Here is an 18,958-nt window from a genome sequence, read left to right as displayed (position 1 = left end):
GAAACACGAAAGAGGGGTGCTCTCCTCTTTTTTTATGTTTTCACGTGAATATTATTTTACATTTATGAATATATTACTGCGGTCCCATTATTTAGCATTTTCTCACTGAATTTATTACAGAATAGATGAAGAATTAAGAATAGCAACTCAAATAAGTTTAAAATTAAATTGGGGTAGAGACTCCCTCTCTCATTATTTCTTAGTAAGCACAAACTGCCCAAATTCAAGTAATTTTTCTATGCGAATCTGTTGTTTATTTTCGACTGCCAATTTTTTTTTGAATTTGATAAAAAATGAAAGTTTCTATTCGTTTTAAAATGCTATAATATAAATCATAGAAAACGCTTACAAAGGAGAAACAACATGACAGAAACTTCTTACATTATGGCAATTGACCAAGGTACAACAAGCTCAAGAGCTATTATATTTGATAAACATGGTAAACATATCGGCAGCTCCCAAAAGGAATTTACACAGTACTTTCCTAAAGAAGGTTGGGTGGAACATGATGCCAACGAAATTTGGAACTCTGTTCAGTCTGTTATCGCAGGGGCTTTTATCGAGTCGGGGATTAAGCCTGTACAGGTTGCGGGTATCGGTATTACTAACCAACGTGAAACTACCATTATCTGGGATAAAAAAACAGGTATACCAATCTACCATGCCATCGTTTGGCAATCTCGTCAATCTGCCGATATTGCCAATGGTCTTAAAGAAGCAGGACATGAGGAACTCTTCCATAAAAAGACAGGACTTATTGTCGATTCATATTTTTCAGCCACAAAAATTCGTTGGATCCTTGACCATGTCGAAGGAGCACAAGAGCGTGCAGAACGCGGAGAGCTCCTCTTTGGAACCATCGATACATGGCTCTTGTGGAAGTTGACAGATGGTGATGCACACTATACTGACTATTCTAATGCCAGCCGTACCATGCTCTACAACATTCATGAGTTGAAATGGGACGAAGAAATCCTGAAAATTCTTAATATCCCAGCTTCAATGCTTCCAGAAGTCAAGTCCAACTCAGAAGTTTACGGCGTGACTAAAGGTTTCCATTTCTTTGGCTCTGAAGTGCCAATCTCAGGTATGGCAGGGGACCAGCAAGCTGCATTATTTGGTCAAATGGCCTTTGAACCTGGAATGATTAAAAATACCTATGGTACAGGTTCGTTTATCGTCATGAACACAGGTGAGAAACCACATATTTCGAAAAATAATATGCTTACAACGATTGGTTATGGCATTAATGGAAAAGTTTATTACGCCTTAGAAGGAAGCATCTTTGTTGCGGGATCCTCTATCCAATGGTTACGTGATGGTTTGAAAATGTTGGAACGTGCCAGTGATTCCGAAGAAGTGGCACTCCAGTCTAGGAGTCAAGATGAAGTTTATGTGGTGCCAGCTTTTGTCGGCCTTGGTGCTCCGTATTGGGACCAAGAGGCGCGTGGTGCGATGTTTGGCTTGACACGTGGAACGACAAAAGAAGATATTGTGAAAGCAACCTTACAAGGGATAGCTTATCAAGTTCGTGATGTAGTCAGCACCATGAAAGAAGATACAGGAATTGATATGTCTGTGCTCAAGGTAGACGGTGGCGCTGCAAACAATGAATATTTGATGCAGTTCCAAGCTGATATCTTGAATATCCCAATCCAACGTGCGGGTGATTTGGAAACGACAGCACTTGGTGCAGCCTTCCTTGCAGGACTTGCCGTTGGTTTCTGGAAAGACTTAGAAGAGCTTAAAGAATCCTATGAACCGGGCAAAATTTTCCAAACTCAGATGCAAGAAGAACGTAGAGAAGAACTCTATGCCGGTTGGAAAAAAGCCGTGAATGCGACACGTGCTTTCAAATAATAATCAATCAGACAGTAATCTAAAAGGAGAATAGAAATGGCTTTTTCTAAAAAAACAAGACAAGAAGCAATCACAAAAATTCAAAATGAAGAGATGGATTTACTCGTTATCGGAGGAGGGATCACTGGTGCTGGTTTGACATTACAAGCGGCGGCTGCTGGCATGAAAGTTGCTGTACTTGAAATGCAGGATTTCTCAGAAGGGACATCCTCACGCTCAACAAAACTCGTGCATGGTGGCATCCGTTACCTCAAAAACTTCGATGTCGAAGTCGTTTCCGATACAGTTTCAGAACGCGCTGTTGTTCAAGGCATTGCGCCACATATTCCTAAGCCAGATCCGATGTTACTTCCTATCTACGATGATGAAGGCAAGACAACGTTTGATATGTTTTCTGTGAAAATTGCGATGGATTTGTATGACCGTTTGGCCGGTGTGGATGAAGATTCGCCATATGCCAACTACACTATCTCACCAGAAGAAGTCCTGCGCCGCGAGCCACTCATCAAGAAAAAAGGTTTGCAAGGGGCTGGAGTCTATCTTGACTACCGTAACAACGATGCCCGCTTGGTGATTGATAACATCAAAAAAGCTGTGGAAGACGGTGCCCAAGCCATAAGCAAGATGAAAGTGATTGATTTTATCTATACGGATGGACAAATTTCTGGTATTCGTGCGCGTGATTTGTTGACAGATCAAGTCATTGAAGTCAAAGCTAAACTTGTGATTAACACAAGTGGACCTTGGGTAGATAAGATCCGTTACCTGAACTTCACTCGTCCCATCGTGCCCAAAATGCGTCCAACAAAAGGTGTCCATCTTGTAGTAGATGCGGCCAAATTGCCTGTACCACAACCAACTTATTTTGATACAGGCAAACACGATAAACGCATGGTCTTTGCCATTCCACGTGAAAATAAAACTTATTTTGGTACGACAGATACGGATTATCATGGCGACTTTACCGATCCAAAAGTAACTCAAGAAGATGTAGATTACCTCTTGGATGTTATTAATTTCCGTTACCCAGAAGCAAATATTACGATTAATGACATCGAAGCTTCATGGGCAGGATTGCGTCCATTGTTAGGCGGAAATTCTGGATCAGACTATAACGGCGGTGATAATGGTGCGGTCTCTGAAACCAGCTTTAACGCTGTCGTTGAGGCGGTGCTCCGCTATAAAAATAAAACAGCAACAAAAGCCGAAGTGGAGCATTTGTTGAACAATATGGAATCAAGCCTTTCCGAAAAAGGAGATGCACCATCTTCCGTTTCTCGTGGGAGCTCACTTGAACGCGAGAGCGATGGTTTGATTACTTTAGCGGGTGGTAAAATCACGGACTACCGTAAAATGGCGGCAGGTGCGATGGAGCTTATTTGCCAATTGCTTGAGGAGGACTTTGGTTTGAAATACGAACCTATTGACTCTAAAAAATACCAAATCTCTGGTGGCGAATTTGACCCAACTAAAGTTGAAGAAGTTGTTGCTGAAAACATGAAAGTTGGTGTCGCTGCAGGTCTTACAGAAGAAGAAGCAAAATACATTGCTGACTTTTATGGTATGAATGCACTCCAAGTCTTTGCCTATGCTTCTGAAATGGAAGCTTACGAAGGCTTATCTCTAGCCGAATCCGCACGTCTTCACTATGCGCTTGAGGATGAAATGATCTTAACACCAGTGGACTACTTGCTTCGTCGTACCAACCATATTTTGTTTATGCGTGAAGAAGTAGATGCTATCAAGGTACATGTTGTCAATGCCATGGCGGACTACCTTGGCTGGTCTGTAGAAGAAAAGGCAGAACAAGAAAAAGCTTTGGAAGAAGCACTTCGTGAATCTGACTTGTCGGACTTGAAGAAGTAAAAAAATGCAAAAATAATTGAAACAAATAAAAAATAGAAAAAAGGAGTCAATATGCACTCAGAAATGGTACAGTTACTTGGTGAATTTTTAGGCACATTTATCTTAATCCTTCTTGGTAACGGTGTGGTTTCAGGCGTTGTCCTGAACAAGACGAAAGCTACAGGAGCGGGTTGGGTTGCCATCACACTCGGTTGGGGCTTTGCAGTAATGATGGGGGTTTATGTTTCCGGATTTATGTCGCCTGCCCACTTGAATCCAGCAGTAACAATTGCAATGGCAATGATTGGCAGCTTTAGCTGGAGTCTGGTCTTCCCCTATATTATCGCACAAATGCTCGGGGCAATGGTGGCCAGTATTATCCTCTATCTGATGTTTTACCCTCACTATGCGGAAACTAAAAATCCAGCAGATATCTTGGGGACATTTTCTACAGGTCCTGCCATTCGCCAGACGAGTTCAAACTTAATCAGTGAGATTGTGGGAACAGCAGTCTTAACGACAGGTATTCTGGCCTTTGGTCAATACGCAATTACGCAAACTTCAGGTGTTTCACCTCTTTTAGTGGGTGCTATCATCACAGCTATTGGTTTATCACTTGGTGCAACAACAGGATACTCTTTAAATCCCGCACGTGACTTAGGTCCCCGTATCATGCACGCTATCTTGCCTATCAAAGGCAAAGGGGATTCAGACTGGTCTTACGCATGGATTCCTGTCGTAGGTCCAATCATTGGAGGTAGCTTGGGCGCCCTTCTCTTTAACATGGTTATTCAATTTGCAAGTAAATAAACTGAAATAATATACAAAAAAAGAGTTAGACAAAGTTCTAACTCTTTTTTTTAAAAATAAATGAGCCATAAGAAAAAATTTTCTATAATCAAAGTCACATAATCAATTGAGAAAAAATTTAATTCAAATATAATTCTTGATGATGATGGGAAGTCTGTCCAGCATGTTCAGGCACTACTTACTGGCATTCTGTCATTAGACTGTGCAATTGGAACTGGTGGTTATGCAAAAGGACGTTTTATAGGACTGTTCGGGGCAGAATCCTCTGAAAACCTTGAGGTAAAATCGGAAAGTTTGATATTCGTTCAACCAGATACAGGCGAAGAGGCCTTCAATATGATTAACGAGTTTATCAAAACAGGAGCCTTTGATTTAATTGTTGTCGATTCGGTTGCTGCTCTGACACCTGCTTTAGAGATAGATGGAGTGAGTATTCCAGGTCAGCAAGCTAAAATGATGTCAGAACAGCTCTCTAAGCTCGTTTCAAAAGTCAACTAAACAAAGACGGTCATTATCTTCATCAATCAAGTGCGTTCAACCATGAGTGGACTATTCTTAAATAAAGAAACCACTCCAGGGGGGCAGCACTAAAATTTTATTCTTCTGTACGGATTGAAGTTAAATCAGGAGAAAAAATCAAAGATGGCATTGATACTATCGGTAAGAAAACCACGCTTCATACCGTTAAAACTAAAGTATCAGCACCGTATAAAAAGCCAACTGTTATTAATGTTTTTGGTGATGGATTTTCTCAGGAAATTGATGTGGTCACGTTAGCGATTCAAATGGGAGTAGTTAAGAAAATGAACGAGTGGTACTCCTTTAACGGTCAAAAGCTAGGACGTGGTATCTTTAGCGTTAAAGAGTACTTGGCAAGTCACCAATCCGTATTTGAAACACTTAAAAATATAACTAGAGAGTCTCTGACGTTAAGTCAATTTATTAGAGTCAAAAACGTATAATTTTAATGTATTTATTTTAAGCGATTTCTTTTTCAAATTGATTAGGCGTAAGATACCCTAAACTCTGATGGATGCGTTTTGAATTATAAAAGGCTTCAATATACCAGAAAATACTCTGATAGGCTTCTTCAAAGTTCTTATATTTAAATTGATAGACCCACTCTCTTTTTAAATGTCCATGCCAAGATTCAAGACTGGCATTATGATAAGGATAGCCCTTACGACTGAAGGAGTGAGTCATTCCAGAGTTTTTTTATTGTCTCTTCATACTCATGACTCGTATACTGACTTCCTTGGTCAGAATGAAGCATCACAGCTTCTGGATAATTTTGTGATTCCATTGCCTTATTCAAAGTCCTTTGCACTAATTCTACAGTCATTCGCTTTCCTAAATCCCAAGCAATGACTTTTTTAGTATAACGATCCATAATGGTTGAGAGATAAACCCAGCCTTGTTGAGTAGGAATATAAGTAATATCAGTTGCCCAAACCTTATTTATCTTTTTAGGCTCATTTTGTATAAGGTTCTTTCTGTTAATACCATCACTTACGGAGTGTCCGGGTTTAAATTTTTTAACGACGACGGACTTGAGCTGAAGTTGTTTCATTATTTTTTGTACGAGCTTTATCCCTACTTTTTCCCCTTGATTGAGTAAAAGGTGATGAATCTTAGGTGCTCCATAGATTCCCCGATTCACCTTGAAAAGTTGGACAATCTTAAGTGTCAAGTGTTGTCTTCTTAATTGAGTTTTGGATGGACGTCGATTAATCCGTTCATAATAACTTGATTCAGGAACCCCAAGAAGTTGACAACTGAGTCTGACATTGAGTGCTAAAGTTTGTATGGTTTGAGCCATATCCGCAGCACTTACTTCTTTTTCTCGGCGAATATGGTCAATACTTTTTTTAAGATGTCTCGTTCTTCCTTAACTTTAGCCAGTTGTCTTTTTAATTCTAGAAAATCAGCTTTAGAGACGGAGCTTTCATTAGATTTAGAGTAGAGGTCGATCCATTTATAAATTGTTGCAGGGGCCACGTCGTATTCTTTAGACAGCTGGGTGACGGATTGACCAGAATGATAGAAGGCGATAAGGGTTTCTTTAAATTCTTTTGAGTAGCGTTTTTTCATGTTTTTGTCCTTTGTCTAAATTATACAATAGTGACTCTAAGATTTAAGGATAACATCAGTATTTTATTATTTTTTCAATCAACAAAGATTTTAGAAATTACACTGTTGTCTATTAAAACATTGTATGATATAATGATGGTAAAGAAAAAGGACTTGCTAGTAACAAGTCCTAGTGTAGCCGATTAAAAGTCGGTAGCATTTGTTAGTTCTAAGAACCGTTAACGTGCTAAAGTCAGACGGTTCTTATTTTTTCGTGATTTTTTCAATCAACAAAACAATAAATGTAAGCAAACTTATCAGAAAACTACAAATTGCAGTCACTAACATTGCTACACTCATTATAAGAGTGCTCCTTTCCGTTGGATTTTGAACTTACTTTCATAAGCCTCACCACCTTTCAGAGCCACCGTCTATTAAACTTCTACCTTATTAGTATAACAAAACTTTTGATAAAATTGCATGATTTTATGTGAAAAAGCCTAGTTTTCTAGGCTTTTTTTATTTGTTTTATTTTATAATTGGTCAAGCCCTTTTCTGTTTTCATCATCAACAATGGAGATATAAATCGCAGAAGTATTTAAATCGGTATGACCTAATTGATTAGCGATTAATGCTTGATTTTTAGTTTCTGAATAAAGACGTGTAGCAAGAGGGTTCTGTTGCAAAGTCTGAAACTCAAAAACACTATCTCTGACCAACCGTCAATTTAAGCAGGTATTCCCATTAATATTTTGATTTCAGTAGAAACTGAAAAGCCGAAGAGTGTTCCATTTCTTCGGTTCTTTTTGTATATTCCTCGAAGGGTCTCCATGCCCTTAATCGTGGTTGAGGCAGTACGTAGACTTCGATAAAATTTATTCCGTCGTTTAATTGGTCGATGGTCTTGTTCTATTAAATTGTTAAGATATTTCACGGTTCGATGCTCTGTTTTGGTGTATAACCCGTTTCTTTGTAACTTTTTAAAGGCAGATCCAATAGAGGGAGCTTTATCTGTTACGATGACTCTAGGATGTCCAAATTGTTTATGGAGTCGTTTTAAAAAAGCATAAGCGGCTTGTGAATCTCGTTTCTTTCGTAACCAGATATCTAAGGTTAAACCGTCCGCATCAATCGCTCGATAGAGATAATGCCAACGCCCCTTAATTTTGATATAGGTCTCATCCATTTTCCACGAATAGAAGGACTGTCTATTTTTCTTTTTCCAAATTTGATAGAGTCGTTTGCCATATTCTTGCACCCAACGATAAATCGTCGTATGAGAAACGTTAATGCCACGATCATATAAGATTTCTTGAACTTCACGATAGCTAAGGTTATAACGAAGATAGTAGCCCACGGCTACAATAATCACATCCTGCTGAAATTGCTTTCCTTTAAAATGATTCATCGTCATTCCTCCTGCTATCTTTTCCTATTATTCTACCTTATTTGATAGTAGATTTAAAACTTTGCAACAGAACCTTTTGTTTAATGATAATTAGATGTAACTTCTTTGAAACTTGATTCAAAACCTTTTAGTTGCTTTATTTCATTATCAAAATCTTGTGGGTTAGCTTCTGCCCGCAACTTTGACAACTTAACATCTTCTTTAGCTGCAATATCTAGCCCTTTTTTAATATCGTCTACACCTTTTTCTGTATCCTTGATAAAAGTTTCTATGCCATCAAGATATTGTCCAAGTGCATCTTGGTTTTCATAACCTTCAATAAGTGACTGAGCTAATTTCCCTTTCCATGCATTACGATGGAATAGTCCATAAATTGCTCCACCAACAAGAGCAGCAATACCAATTACCCATGCTACGGGCCCGCCTAATGCTGATACAGCTGTAGTTGCTATTATTGGTGAAGAAATAATCCCAGCAGATGTAAGAAGGCCACCAACTTGAGCAACGAGAATATATAAACCTAGGTTGCTTGTTATTCCTGCTGCAACGACTGCAAAAGCCCCTGCGGTAACTCCAGAAGCTACTAGTCCTAAAGTTGCTGCTTTAAAATCGAAAAATGAAGTGGGAATTTGAGTAGATATTTGAATTTTTTCTGAAAGTTTATTTATTGTATCTTCAAATTTTGAAGCCTCTTCATCAAGGATCCCTTTGTACTTATCCGCAAGTAAATTAGAAATTTTATTTGCGAATATTTCTTTATCATCCTTACTATTCTTGTACCCCCCACTCTCTATCTCTTGTAAAAGGCTGTCTTTGTTAAGGAGTTGTGTATAATATAACTTAAATTTTGATTCTGCAATAGATTTTGATTGCTTTAGTTCTTTCTTAAGTTTATTTGATAAATCTTGATTTCCTTTCAATATTGTAGGGAGATAAGCTTCTTTTTCTTTAGCTTCATTAACTAATTTTTCATGGTTAATCCTATCTTCTTCAACTTTTGAAATTCCTTTCTCTATTTCAGAGATATGAAAACGTACAAGCTGATTTCGTTTAAGTATAGAATCATTAAGTATAATATTTTGAGATTCTTTAATAAATGTTTCAAAATCTTTTTCAAATTTGTATGAAATATCTTCTTTACCTACCTTGTTCGATAACGCAAAGAACCGCTTGCTTAAATCTTCAGGAGTACAGTTTAAACGATCAAAGAATTCGGTACTAAGTGTCTTTGAAAATCTTTTTGCACCATTAATCAAAATACGATTACGATCTTCTTCACTATCTATTATATCAGCCTGTGATGCTACAATAAATAGGTTAGATAATTTTCCTAGACCATTTTTACCATCAAATAATGACGGGAGTCGTTCAATATCACGGCGTAGCAATTGAAAATCTTGTCTATGAAGAAATTGATTAGCAGTCATCAAGTAGATAACTGCATCAGCGTTATTACGCATATCAGCAGAAATCTGCTCATCCATTTCACTTGTTTCATCTTCACCAGCAGCTGTACCTGGAGTATCATAAATATCAATAGTATTCAAAATTTCAGAATCGACATAAGTGAAGATCATTTCCTCTTCAGCTAATTCAGAGTTGTACTTATCTCCTTCACGTTCACCATAAGCCTCGACAATATCTCGTCCTCCTTCCAGCTTAACGTGCTCATCAAAGTATTTCCGGTCTCTAAGGTTAAAGGGTTCAGCAGGTGCTTTATCTACTTTTAAGTCATTCTTAACAATTAAAGTATTTCCTGTTACCCATTCAGGTTTTTCAGATGAGTGGATTATTTTAATAGCCATTCCGGTAGCGGGGGTCCAATGAGATGGTACTACGTTTTCACCTAGAAGTTTATTAATAAACGTACTTTTACCAGCATCAGACGGTCCTACGACCAGTACCCTTGCTTTTCTAGATTCTAATTGTAGTTTTTTTAAGTCCGTCATGGCTGTTTCAAAAGCCGTATCAAGCGTCAAAGAATTTCCTTGTTTAGCTCTTGAATTTTTTAATTTATCCATTGTATTCATTAAATCTGTTCTAAATTGAATCATATCTGTGTTTACGCTAATTTTCATTGTTGTACCTTTTCCTTTTTTTTCAAAGTCGGATAGTGTCCCTCCAACCACGTCTAAATACTGTTTGAGCTTGATAATGGATAAATTCTGTGGATTTGCCTCCCAATTTGATATACTACCTTTAGTAGTACCCAACCTAACGGCTATATCTTCTTGAGTCATACCCGAACGTTCTCTCAAAAGCTTCAAATTTGATAAATCTAAAATAGCTTTACCTCTCTTTCTGTTTAGAAAAACTATACCTGTATAGTTTTTCTAAACTCATTCTACATTTATTGCTATATAATGTCAAGGGTTATGTTGCAAAGTTTGAAAATCAAACCTAAGATTTCTAACCTCTCATGTCCTTAAGCCGGTATACCCATTAAGACTTTTATTTCAGTTGATACTGAAAATCCGAAAAGCATTCCATTTCTTCAGTTCTTTTTGTATATTCCTTGGACGGGTTATATTAAAAAAAAATAAGAAAACAGCCCCTATTATCTAAGTGTTAGATAATAGGGGCTGTTTTTATTGCATTTCTAAGGGGCTATTATATAATTTTAGACCCTTAATTATTCTTATGAATAGGAATCCAAATTTCTGTTATATGATTTTCTGACATTGGGTTAAGATCAAGTGGGTAAGATTCAAAATCCGGAGCCTTTTTTTGAGTGTAAGTGGTACTTGGAAAGAAAGATTCATAAATATCTTGATACGTTTGATGAATAGCTTCAGGGACTTTACCGACAGCTTTAAATACTGCCCAGTCAGAAGCAGGAAGTGTAATTGTTTCTAGCTTATCAGCAGTTGTTTTTTCATCAGTGTAGACCCCAATAAAATAATCATACGCCTCACCTTCTCGAGGTAAACAAATACCTAAAATAGTATTAGGTGAGTGCTCTGATTTTTCATTAATTACTTGATTAAATAAATCAGATTCATTAAATCTATCCCAAAACTTAGGAATGCTAGCTTGTCCGACTGTGATATTAGGATAACTTTCTTTAATACCCGTGATCATCATTTCTGGTTTGTTTGTAATTAAATAATTCATTTGAATGCCTCCTTTTATTTGGACACGAATAGACAACTTAGGGAAAATAGTTAACTCATGTTGTTCTTTACGTGCCTTAGAAGGAGAGATATTGAAAAGTTGTTGAAAGCTTCTGCTATAACTTTCTGATGAACTGTAACCATATTTAAAAGCAATATCGATTATTTTTTCATCGGTTTCTCTTAAATCATATAGTGATTTAGAAAGACGTCTTTTTCTGATATAATCACCTAAAGTTAAACCAGAAAGAACAGAAAAAATCTTTTGAAAATTATACTCAGAAACTCTAGCAAGTTGCTCTATTTTTTTCATATCGATGTTATCTTCTAAGTGTTCCTCAATGTAATTAATAATAGCAGAAAATTCATTCATCTATTTCTCACTCTCTTCTTCTTGATACTATCATAATCAATTTTTTTTAAACAAACTGGATAAATTTTGGCAAAAATTGTTAGATATTCCCCATGGGGCTAGTTGATTTTAGAAACGATCCAAAGAATATTTCACTATAATGTTCTTATGCTTTAGACTGTTCTATCTTTTTAAAAGACTTTCTATTTCCAAAATTTCCACCACTTTCTAGGGGCTTCTTGTGGTTCTATCGTTGCTTGTTCGTTTAGCTGTTCCTGCAAGGTCTTAATTTCACTTTTCAGCGCTTCTAATTTCTCTTGCGGTTGATGTTCTACCTGTTCTTCTTTCGTGTCCTCTGTGGGCATTTTGAGAGCTTTTAAGCTATCATTCTCCGCTTTGTATTCTTCTAACAACTTTTTATCTTGTAAGGCTAGTCGTTGTTGTTGATCTAAAAGATTTTGTGTTTGCTTCTGTACTTCGATTAAATTATTTGCTTGGTTTTCATAATTCTTTATCTGTTGTTTTAAATAGTCTATCTGATTATCTTTTAATAAATTCTTTTCTTCTAAAAAACTTATTTCTTGCTTATATCTTACTACTGTGTCTGACTTACCACTTACTACTGTGTCCGACTTACCACTTACCGCTGTGTCTGACTTACCACTTACTGCTGTGTCTGACTTACCACTTACTACTGTGTCCGACTTACCACTTACCGCTGTGTCTGACTTACCACTTACTGCTGTGTCTGACTTACCACTTACCGCTGTGTCTGACTTACCACTTACCGTTGTGCCTGACTTACCACTTACCGTTGTGTCTGACTTACCACTTACCGTTGTGTCTGACTTACCACTTACCGCTGTGTCTGACTTACCACTTACCGTTGTGTCTGACTTAGCTTTTCTTTTTATAAAGTTTTGTTGTTCAATATTTAAAACAACTATTCCTTTATTATTTTTTTTGAGTTCTTTCTGTGGTATAGACTTCATATGGTAACGAACACCCTGTTTAGAAACACCCAACTCGTCAGCAAGCTCTTTGATTGTCTTTAACTTTTCACTCATCATAAGTCCTGCCTTTTAACCGTAGGTAGATATTGCTCGATTGCTTTTTTCAGATACTTCGCTACATTGCGTTTAGAATAGGCTTCTTGTTTGCTAGATACATAAGACAAGTGGTCTTTGACCCCATTCAATCCTCTTAATTCCTTTAACTCGTCATAAAGCGGATAGACATTTTTTTGCAAACCTGCCATAAGTGCCGTGTCCGTCATTTCAAGAGGGGATAAGAGAAAGTTTTCAATCAATAATCGTGTGTACTTACTTTCCATTGCCTGTTTTAGTAAGTCAGCTTCATTTCTTGATTTTTCCTCTTTTTTGGATTGATAATCTTTATCTTCTAACTTATAGCTGTTATCGTCTGCTCGGCGTTTCTTTTCAATATGAAACTGTATGCTGTCAATCGAACGCCCTGCTTTGATTTTGTCATAGGTCACATTAAAGGACGTATGGGCGCTGATTTCTTCTAAAGGTTCTTTTAAAACTCGTCTATTGAAGTCTGTAAAATTCTTATATTCGTTCATTGTGTCAGTAAGTATACGTAACTCACTAACTTTAATTGACGGATTGCGGTAGCTTTCCACTTGCTCTGTTCTCCGCCCTCCTTTGACACTGTAATGCTCGTACTGGTTGTAATTCATTGATAACCATTTATAAAGAATAATACTGTACTTACTGTTTAACTCCATGACATCAGATAAGGCATATTGCGTAAAATTCTTTTTCAACTCAATCAAGTAAGGCATAATTTGCGGTTGAAATTGTAAAGTAACCATATCATTGTAGCTATTCCATTCCACATAAGGGATAGGAACGATACTTTTTACGTTGTATCCTTTGCCCTTAACTTCTTTAATTTCAAAAAAAGCTTGTTTTTGCATTTTTTCAATGGCTTCTTTAAAACGTGTATGTTTCCCATTATCTGATACATCAAAAAAAGTAAACAATTCAGCCTTTGATAAATAAATAATATTGTCTTTGGGTAAGTTTTCCGTATCAATACAAGATACTGCCAACTCAAAAATCTTTAAAGGGACTTTATCCATTTTGGCAACACTTGTGATGAGGTCGTTATGCTCAACAATTTTTCTTTTCTCTATTTCTTTCAAAGAACACACTGTCCTTTCATTGTTGTTTCGTTCATTTTTTGATATAATTTCCATGAGAAGTTGCTCCTTATGAGTAATTTTGGTTAAGCATAGAGAAACTGATTTTGCCGTCTGATTTCTCTATGCTTTTATTATATCACATACCAAGACATTTTTTGATAAATTGTCTTGGTATACATTGTTTTTTGTCTTGGTATACATTGTTTTTTGTCTTGGTATACATTGTTTTTTGTCTTGGTATAATTTATATAATTGGCGGAAACATTGACTTTTTCACCACGCAAAAGAACAAAAGATTAAAATATATATGATAAATTAATATAGGCTTCGCCTTTTTTTATTTTTTCAAAAATTTAAAATCAAAAGTAAAAATCATCCCGTAAGCAAACAGACGAATCAATATAGAATTTGATCAGTCTGTTTGTATCGGTTATTTATAAATCTTCTGTTTTAATTTCGTAATAGCCCTCGTAATAATAACTCGCATCAATTCCTTTAAAGAATTGTTCTTTTCCTAAATCATCGGTTAAAGCCTTTTGAATCAAATATTTTAATTCATTGGTGCTGACTGTACTACGGATCATGGCATTTAAATATTCATCCTTATCAATTTGATTCCAATCAACGATTTTGTGTAGTTTATTTTTAAGAATTAAATCCAACCAGATACGAGTGGCTCGTCCATTGCCTTCCCTAAAAGGATGCGCCACATTCATATCCGAATACTTATCAATAATTTCATCAAATGTTTCTTGAGGTAATTTATCAATATATTCAAGTGTTTGCGCTAAAAAAATACGTGGCGCAAATTGAAAGTTTCCTTTCGCAATATTCACTTCTCGAATTTTTCCTGCAAAGTCGTAAATATCTTGGAATAAAAACTGATGAATATCAGATAATCCTTGAAACGTCCCAATTTCCAGATCCTCTATTTTGCCAGACTCAAACAATTCTTTGGCTCTTTTTTTCGTTAATAACTCTTCTTGTTTAGCTAATTCTGCTGAATTTGTTAAGCCTAATTTATTATCTAAAACCAAAATATCCCCTCACTCTCTATTTTTTCGGAAAGATTCTTTTGAAAATTTTTGGACGTTGATCAAACCATGTTGAAGCGGTATACATTAATCGAAAACTGCCATAGATGCCAGCACCGATTAATCCAAATCCACCTAATCCAAGAATGACTGCCCCATAAGGATGTTTAGGCTGTATCTCCATCACTGTGTCATACAAAATATGCAAACCCCAACCATCCCAGATCCCTTTATAAATCCATCGTCCGATGAGAATACCGACAACTAAGAAACAGAACAGGCAGACAATGTTCGCAATCAGAATACCGTAACGTTCGACAATCTCACGTTTGCGATCTGCTTTTATCTGCTCTTTTTGTTCATTCAGTTCTTTTTTCAAAGCGAGTAATGCTTGTTTTTCAACTTGAATGTCTTTCAGTATGTCTGCTTTTAAACTTTCTGCCTCTAAACGATGGAGTTGTTCTTGAATGGCAGACTCAATTTTTTGATTCGCAACAGCTTCTATTTTTTCTTGGTAGTCCCGAAAGTCTTTATTAACTTCTTGACGGACTAAGCGGTCTAGTTCTGGAACGTTACTGAAATCAATTTTGCCATTTTTATAAGCATTTAATACTTGAACAACGAGTTGTTCATCTTTATTCATCGACTCATCCCCCGATCATGATCTTTTGTTGGTTTCTTTTCGGACTGTACGTCTCTATTCGCTTGTTTTTCTAGGCTTTTCTGTTGTTCTTTCTCGTAATTTTTCATGTCCTTTGAAAAGCGACGTTCAAAATCATCGAGTATTTTATCTTTTGTTTGCTTTAATTTTCTTGTAACACGTTGAGTAAGCTGTGGTACTCGTCCTGCAAGCTGTTTGAGTGTGTCAATAAATCGATTAATTGTTGATTCTCGTTTGAGAGCTTCTGATTTTCTTGGTTCAATTGCTTGTTCAAGGCTAACAATTTCTGATTCTCTTTGTTGAGTGTCTCGCTCAAGCGGAGTAATCGCTGATTCTCGTTGTTCAAAAGCGCTAAATTCGTTTTGTCTTGTTCGGTTTTCCAACTCATGTAAAATGGTCTCCCTTCCAAAATCAGAACCCAATCGGGCCTCTCGTGCTCGTCTTTGCTTGTTATTGGCGTCTAAAAAGGCATATGAGAACGTTTGAGCTCTTTCTGATAGAATTACACCATTATCGGATAAGCGCTCTTTAAACGTCTCATATGAGCTCACAGAGACGTCTTGAAGCGATTTATTGATTCTTTCTCTCAAATCATCCATGTAAGAATACTCATTTTTGGCGATTAGTTCTTTTTCTGTCTCTGTTTGGCGCTCTTTTGGTGGCTCTAAAATGTGCCAGTTTTCTCGAGAAGCGAGTCGATCATTCATTTCTCGTGCTCGTTGAACGCTTTCTCCTTTTTGTTCTCTTAATTTCTTTCCTGTCTCTAAATTGACCTTATTGACAATGATGTGGTTGTGTAAGACGTGATTTTTTCCGTCTAAATGCGTATAAACAGCGCTTTGATGGTTAGGATAAAGGTTTTCTGCTAACTCAACGCCTAAATCATTGGCTTTTTGCCAGTCTTTTTGAACTTTCGGATTCAGTTCATCTAAGGCGAAAGATTGGGTAATACGCAAGACTTGATTGGATTCTTTGGTTTGGTTATGAAGTTGTCGAACGACATCGAATTGTTCTTTGGCAATAAAGGGATCAATCCCGTTGGTTCCACCCACGGCAACTGCCCGACAATTTGTCAGCTCCACAGGACGTTCCAATTGATGATCTTGTAGCCACTGTTCAGTTTTTTCATGCATGGGTCTGTCTTGACCTAAAGCATAATTAAGGGCGCTCGCTGCACTTGCGCCATTGCTTATTTTTGCAATTGTTGCCATAACTCTTGATATCCCTTTTGAGCTTGAGCGAGTACTCCGTATGTATAGCGTAAAGCCTCGATCAGTTCTTTATCTTGGTTGTCCATCCGATCGAATTGATTGAGTTTCTTGGCGATTTGATTTAAATTGGTTCCTTGTTTTGAGAGTTCTAATAATAAAGATTTCGCTTGGTCATGTTCGAGATAAGGTTTTTTTAAATGAGATTTTTGTGCTAATTTTTTCGCATAAAGATTCGGAGAGAGTCCATATGTTTCTCCTGAAATTTTCAGCTTATTGTATTGTTCTTCAGATAATCTAAATTGAATGTACTTTGTTTGATTTTGTGATACTTCTTTCTGATCCATAAATAGCCTCCTCAAAGATAAAATGCCCCAGCACTCATTCCTCAATCGCCCTTTGTCATTGATTTTGTAATAAGCATTGCGCCCTATTCGGTTACAATCATTATAACAAAATAGACCATATAAAGCCATAAATACTGCAAGCTATCACATTGTAATACAAAGCACTTCGTTCTTGTATTACAATGTGGCTTGAAAATGGGGAAGTTTCAATTTCCCCTTTTATCCCCTTTGGATTGTGTCGATTTGCTTTACGCAAACGCCACCTACCCATTTTATAAAAATAAAATGGGCAAAAGATCTTTCTTTTTGTCATACAAAAAGAAGAAAAAAAGAGACGATTTTCTTCTTCCGAAATCGTCCCTCTTTTTTCTAAAACCATGGATGAACGAACAAAAAAACTCTCGTATTTTGTTTGTTCATCCACTAAAAATATGCGAACAGTATGGCTTCATTCAATCCTGTTCTTACAAGTCAAAAGCATCGAATCGTCCTTGGACGATTCAACAAAAAAAGTAGTCGTTTTTGGGTGACTACTAAGTTCTAAACGGTTCTGTTGCAAAGTTTTAAAAATTTATTATGGACATATCTTCTCGTCTTTCGAAGAACTTGAGCAGGTTGCTGAGGCTACTCAATAAATTTTTAAATACATTGAGACCTATTACAATACAAAAAGGATGCATCCAGCTCTTGATTATAAGTCTTCAAAAGACTTTGAAAAATATAATTATTAAATTCTCTTAACTCCGTGTCTAGTTTCCCGTTGACTTTCTAGTTAATGAGCACTTTAAAAGTGCGTTTCTAGTTTATTCTACTTCTCTAATTTAGTAAGAAATGGAATTCAAAACAGGTACTATTGTTTTTTTAGTGGTGATTTATTATAATTGTAATAATGAAAATGAAAAATCACACAAAAAATTGTAAACAATCTTTTGTTATCGAAACTCATCGTATATTTCCGTTCGACTTAAATCCATTTGGCTTTTTATTCGGAGGCAAACTAACATCTCTCATTGATGATGCAGCTTCTATTTCGGTATCAAGACATTGTAGAAGAGGAGCCGTTACAGCTTCTCTTGATAATCTTATTTTTCTTAAGCCTCTGCACGAAAACCATTCTGTGTGTATTGAGTCTTATGTCTCTGGAACTCATCACAAGTCAATGGAAGTTTTTGTTAAAGTGATTGGAGAAAATCTTGTTACTGGCGATCGCTATCTTGCAGCAACTTGTTTTACCACATTTGTTGCAATTCCTTCACACATGAATGTTGAAATTAAATTTACTGTACCAAAAGTTGTACCAGAAACTCAAGAAGAAAAATTGGTTTGTTCTGGTTATGAAGAAAGGCGTCTTCGTCGTTTAGAAGATCGTAATGACTACAAAGCATTCGCTTCTAAATTATCAACGGACCTCCCTTGGTTTGAAAATTAAGGTTCTGTTGCGAAGTTTTAAAATAAAATACAACCTCTCTGAATTTCAATTATCTTAGGCTGATATTCCCATTAAGATTTTGATTTCAGTAGAGACCGAAAAGCCGAAGAGTGTTCCATTTCTTGGCCCAGCGTACACATAACCCCCTAAAATCCATATAAGAGATTTGAACTTTATTTTTTGTTATATAATCCATAAACAAACAATATTTCTATTCTTTGTAAGCCTCATAAACGCTCGTTTAGGGCTTTTTTAGTTTCTTCGCACATTTGAGTTTATAGAATATCTTATTAAACAAACTCATATGTATGCATAACTTAACAGTTGTGAGCTCTTTTTTGAGTGCTGATGAATAGTGCTTTTAGAGGAGGTCATAAGTCATGGTTAAAAGTAAAACGATTGAAGGCGTTTTAAGTTTCGTTTAAAAAAAGAGCTTTAAAACAGTCTTATCGCAATAACAATCGGTTGAATATCAGAAAAGCACTTGTCAAAGAGTGCTTTTTTTGTGTTCTTAACAAATTTCTTACTGAAACGCTTGTATTTGCTTTTTTTATATCCGTTCGGTAAAATATATCCAAAACGATTTTAAAATCGCTTAGAAAGCAAAATATGAGCTTATAGGACTGCTCAAAGTGTTTCATTCCTACAAAG

Annotated in this window: 17 protein-coding genes and 3 pseudogenes; 7 read left to right on the top strand and 13 right to left on the bottom strand. The window is 36.4% G+C overall.

Features of this window, described 5'->3' with window-relative positions; all coding sequences use genetic code 11:
- The first annotated feature begins 363 nt into the window (after nucleotides 1-363).
- From glpK to LDP15_RS11975, 5 genes are all read left to right on the top strand, one after another.
- Nucleotides 364-1,860, top strand: a complete 1,497-nt coding sequence (gene glpK / locus LDP15_RS11995; protein WP_225513610.1) for a glycerol kinase GlpK — start codon at nucleotides 364-366, stop codon at nucleotides 1,858-1,860.
- 36 nt (nucleotides 1,861-1,896) lie between these two features.
- A complete protein-coding gene (gene glpO / locus LDP15_RS11990; protein WP_225513611.1) occupies nucleotides 1,897-3,726 on the top strand; it encodes a type 1 glycerol-3-phosphate oxidase in 1,830 nt (609 codons plus the stop codon).
- A gap of 51 nt (nucleotides 3,727-3,777) precedes the next feature.
- Nucleotides 3,778-4,515, top strand: coding sequence for an MIP/aquaporin family protein (locus tag LDP15_RS11985; protein WP_004257908.1), 738 nt, complete (start codon nucleotides 3,778-3,780; stop codon nucleotides 4,513-4,515).
- 105 nt (nucleotides 4,516-4,620) lie between these two features.
- Entirely contained in the window at nucleotides 4,621-5,013 is a 393-nt protein-coding gene (locus LDP15_RS11980) for a hypothetical protein (protein ID WP_373442501.1), read from the top strand.
- 113 nt (nucleotides 5,014-5,126) lie between these two features.
- Nucleotides 5,127-5,477 (top strand): hypothetical protein, encoded by a 351-nt coding sequence (locus LDP15_RS11975; RefSeq protein ID WP_333485524.1) that lies wholly within the window; start codon nucleotides 5,127-5,129, stop codon nucleotides 5,475-5,477.
- A gap of 16 nt (nucleotides 5,478-5,493) precedes the next feature.
- On the opposite strand, the pseudogene LDP15_RS11970 reads toward LDP15_RS11975, so the two are convergent.
- The 13 genes and pseudogenes from LDP15_RS11970 to LDP15_RS11910 form a co-directional block, all read right to left on the bottom strand.
- Nucleotides 5,494-6,606 (bottom strand): annotated as a pseudogene (locus LDP15_RS11970) (IS3 family transposase).
- Nucleotides 6,607-7,118: 512 nt separating this feature from the next.
- Complete coding sequence (locus LDP15_RS11965; protein ID WP_225513605.1) at nucleotides 7,119-7,304, bottom strand: hypothetical protein; 186 nt, start codon at nucleotides 7,302-7,304, stop codon at nucleotides 7,119-7,121.
- Nucleotides 7,305-7,312: 8 nt separating this feature from the next.
- Nucleotides 7,313-7,993, bottom strand: a complete 681-nt coding sequence (locus LDP15_RS11960; protein ID WP_225513606.1) for an IS6 family transposase — start codon at nucleotides 7,991-7,993, stop codon at nucleotides 7,313-7,315.
- A gap of 80 nt (nucleotides 7,994-8,073) precedes the next feature.
- Entirely contained in the window at nucleotides 8,074-10,251 is a 2,178-nt protein-coding gene (locus LDP15_RS11955) for a dynamin family protein (RefSeq protein ID WP_255596502.1), read from the bottom strand.
- Nucleotides 10,252-10,418: 167 nt separating this feature from the next.
- Nucleotides 10,419-10,514: pseudogene (locus LDP15_RS11950) on the bottom strand (IS6 family transposase); the annotation flags it as partial.
- A gap of 107 nt (nucleotides 10,515-10,621) precedes the next feature.
- Entirely contained in the window at nucleotides 10,622-11,479 is an 858-nt protein-coding gene (locus LDP15_RS11945) for an AraC family transcriptional regulator (RefSeq protein WP_017865367.1), read from the bottom strand.
- Between the two features lie 182 nt (nucleotides 11,480-11,661).
- Nucleotides 11,662-12,525: a hypothetical protein gene (locus tag LDP15_RS11940; protein WP_373442500.1), complete on the bottom strand. Its 864-nt coding sequence runs from the start codon at nucleotides 12,523-12,525 to the stop codon at nucleotides 11,662-11,664.
- Nucleotides 12,525-13,682, bottom strand: a complete 1,158-nt coding sequence (locus LDP15_RS11935; protein ID WP_225513616.1) for a RepB family plasmid replication initiator protein — start codon at nucleotides 13,680-13,682, stop codon at nucleotides 12,525-12,527. The genes LDP15_RS11940 and LDP15_RS11935 overlap by 1 nt, the downstream gene beginning before the upstream one ends.
- A 380-nt stretch (nucleotides 13,683-14,062) precedes the next feature.
- The gene (gene fic, locus LDP15_RS11930) at nucleotides 14,063-14,665 is read right to left on the bottom strand and encodes a protein adenylyltransferase Fic (RefSeq protein ID WP_003131447.1); all 603 of its coding nucleotides are present in this window, start codon (nucleotides 14,663-14,665) and stop codon (nucleotides 14,063-14,065) included.
- Between the two features lie 16 nt (nucleotides 14,666-14,681).
- Nucleotides 14,682-15,305 carry a hypothetical protein gene (locus LDP15_RS11925; protein ID WP_046124046.1) on the bottom strand — a complete coding sequence of 208 codons (624 nt, stop codon included), beginning with the start codon at nucleotides 15,303-15,305 and terminating at the stop codon, nucleotides 14,682-14,684.
- Nucleotides 15,302-16,534: a relaxase/mobilization nuclease domain-containing protein gene (locus LDP15_RS11920; protein WP_225513609.1), complete on the bottom strand. Its 1,233-nt coding sequence runs from the start codon at nucleotides 16,532-16,534 to the stop codon at nucleotides 15,302-15,304. Before LDP15_RS11920 ends, LDP15_RS11925 begins: the two co-directional genes overlap by 4 nt.
- A complete protein-coding gene (gene mobC / locus LDP15_RS11915; RefSeq protein ID WP_002339183.1) occupies nucleotides 16,513-16,878 on the bottom strand; it encodes a plasmid mobilization relaxosome protein MobC in 366 nt (121 codons plus the stop codon). Before mobC ends, LDP15_RS11920 begins: the two co-directional genes overlap by 22 nt.
- A 100-nt stretch (nucleotides 16,879-16,978) precedes the next feature.
- Nucleotides 16,979-17,302, bottom strand: a complete 324-nt coding sequence (locus tag LDP15_RS11910) for a cytochrome B (protein WP_225513608.1) — start codon at nucleotides 17,300-17,302, stop codon at nucleotides 16,979-16,981.
- Between the two features lie 184 nt (nucleotides 17,303-17,486).
- Here LDP15_RS11910 and LDP15_RS11905 point away from each other — a divergent pair.
- Together LDP15_RS11905 and LDP15_RS11900 are read left to right on the top strand one after the other, a co-directional pair.
- A pseudogene (locus LDP15_RS11905) lies at nucleotides 17,487-17,609 on the top strand (IS3 family transposase); the annotation flags it as partial.
- A gap of 164 nt (nucleotides 17,610-17,773) precedes the next feature.
- Nucleotides 17,774-18,307: an acyl-CoA thioesterase gene (locus LDP15_RS11900; protein ID WP_180259970.1), complete on the top strand. Its 534-nt coding sequence runs from the start codon at nucleotides 17,774-17,776 to the stop codon at nucleotides 18,305-18,307.
- The last annotated feature ends 651 nt before the right edge of the window (nucleotides 18,308-18,958 follow it).

The organism is Lactococcus sp. SK2-659 (assembly GCF_020218185.2).
GTDB classification, from domain to species: Bacteria; Bacillota; Bacilli; order Lactobacillales; family Streptococcaceae; genus Lactococcus; species Lactococcus lactis.
This window is presented reverse-complemented; position numbering and strand designations above follow the sequence as displayed.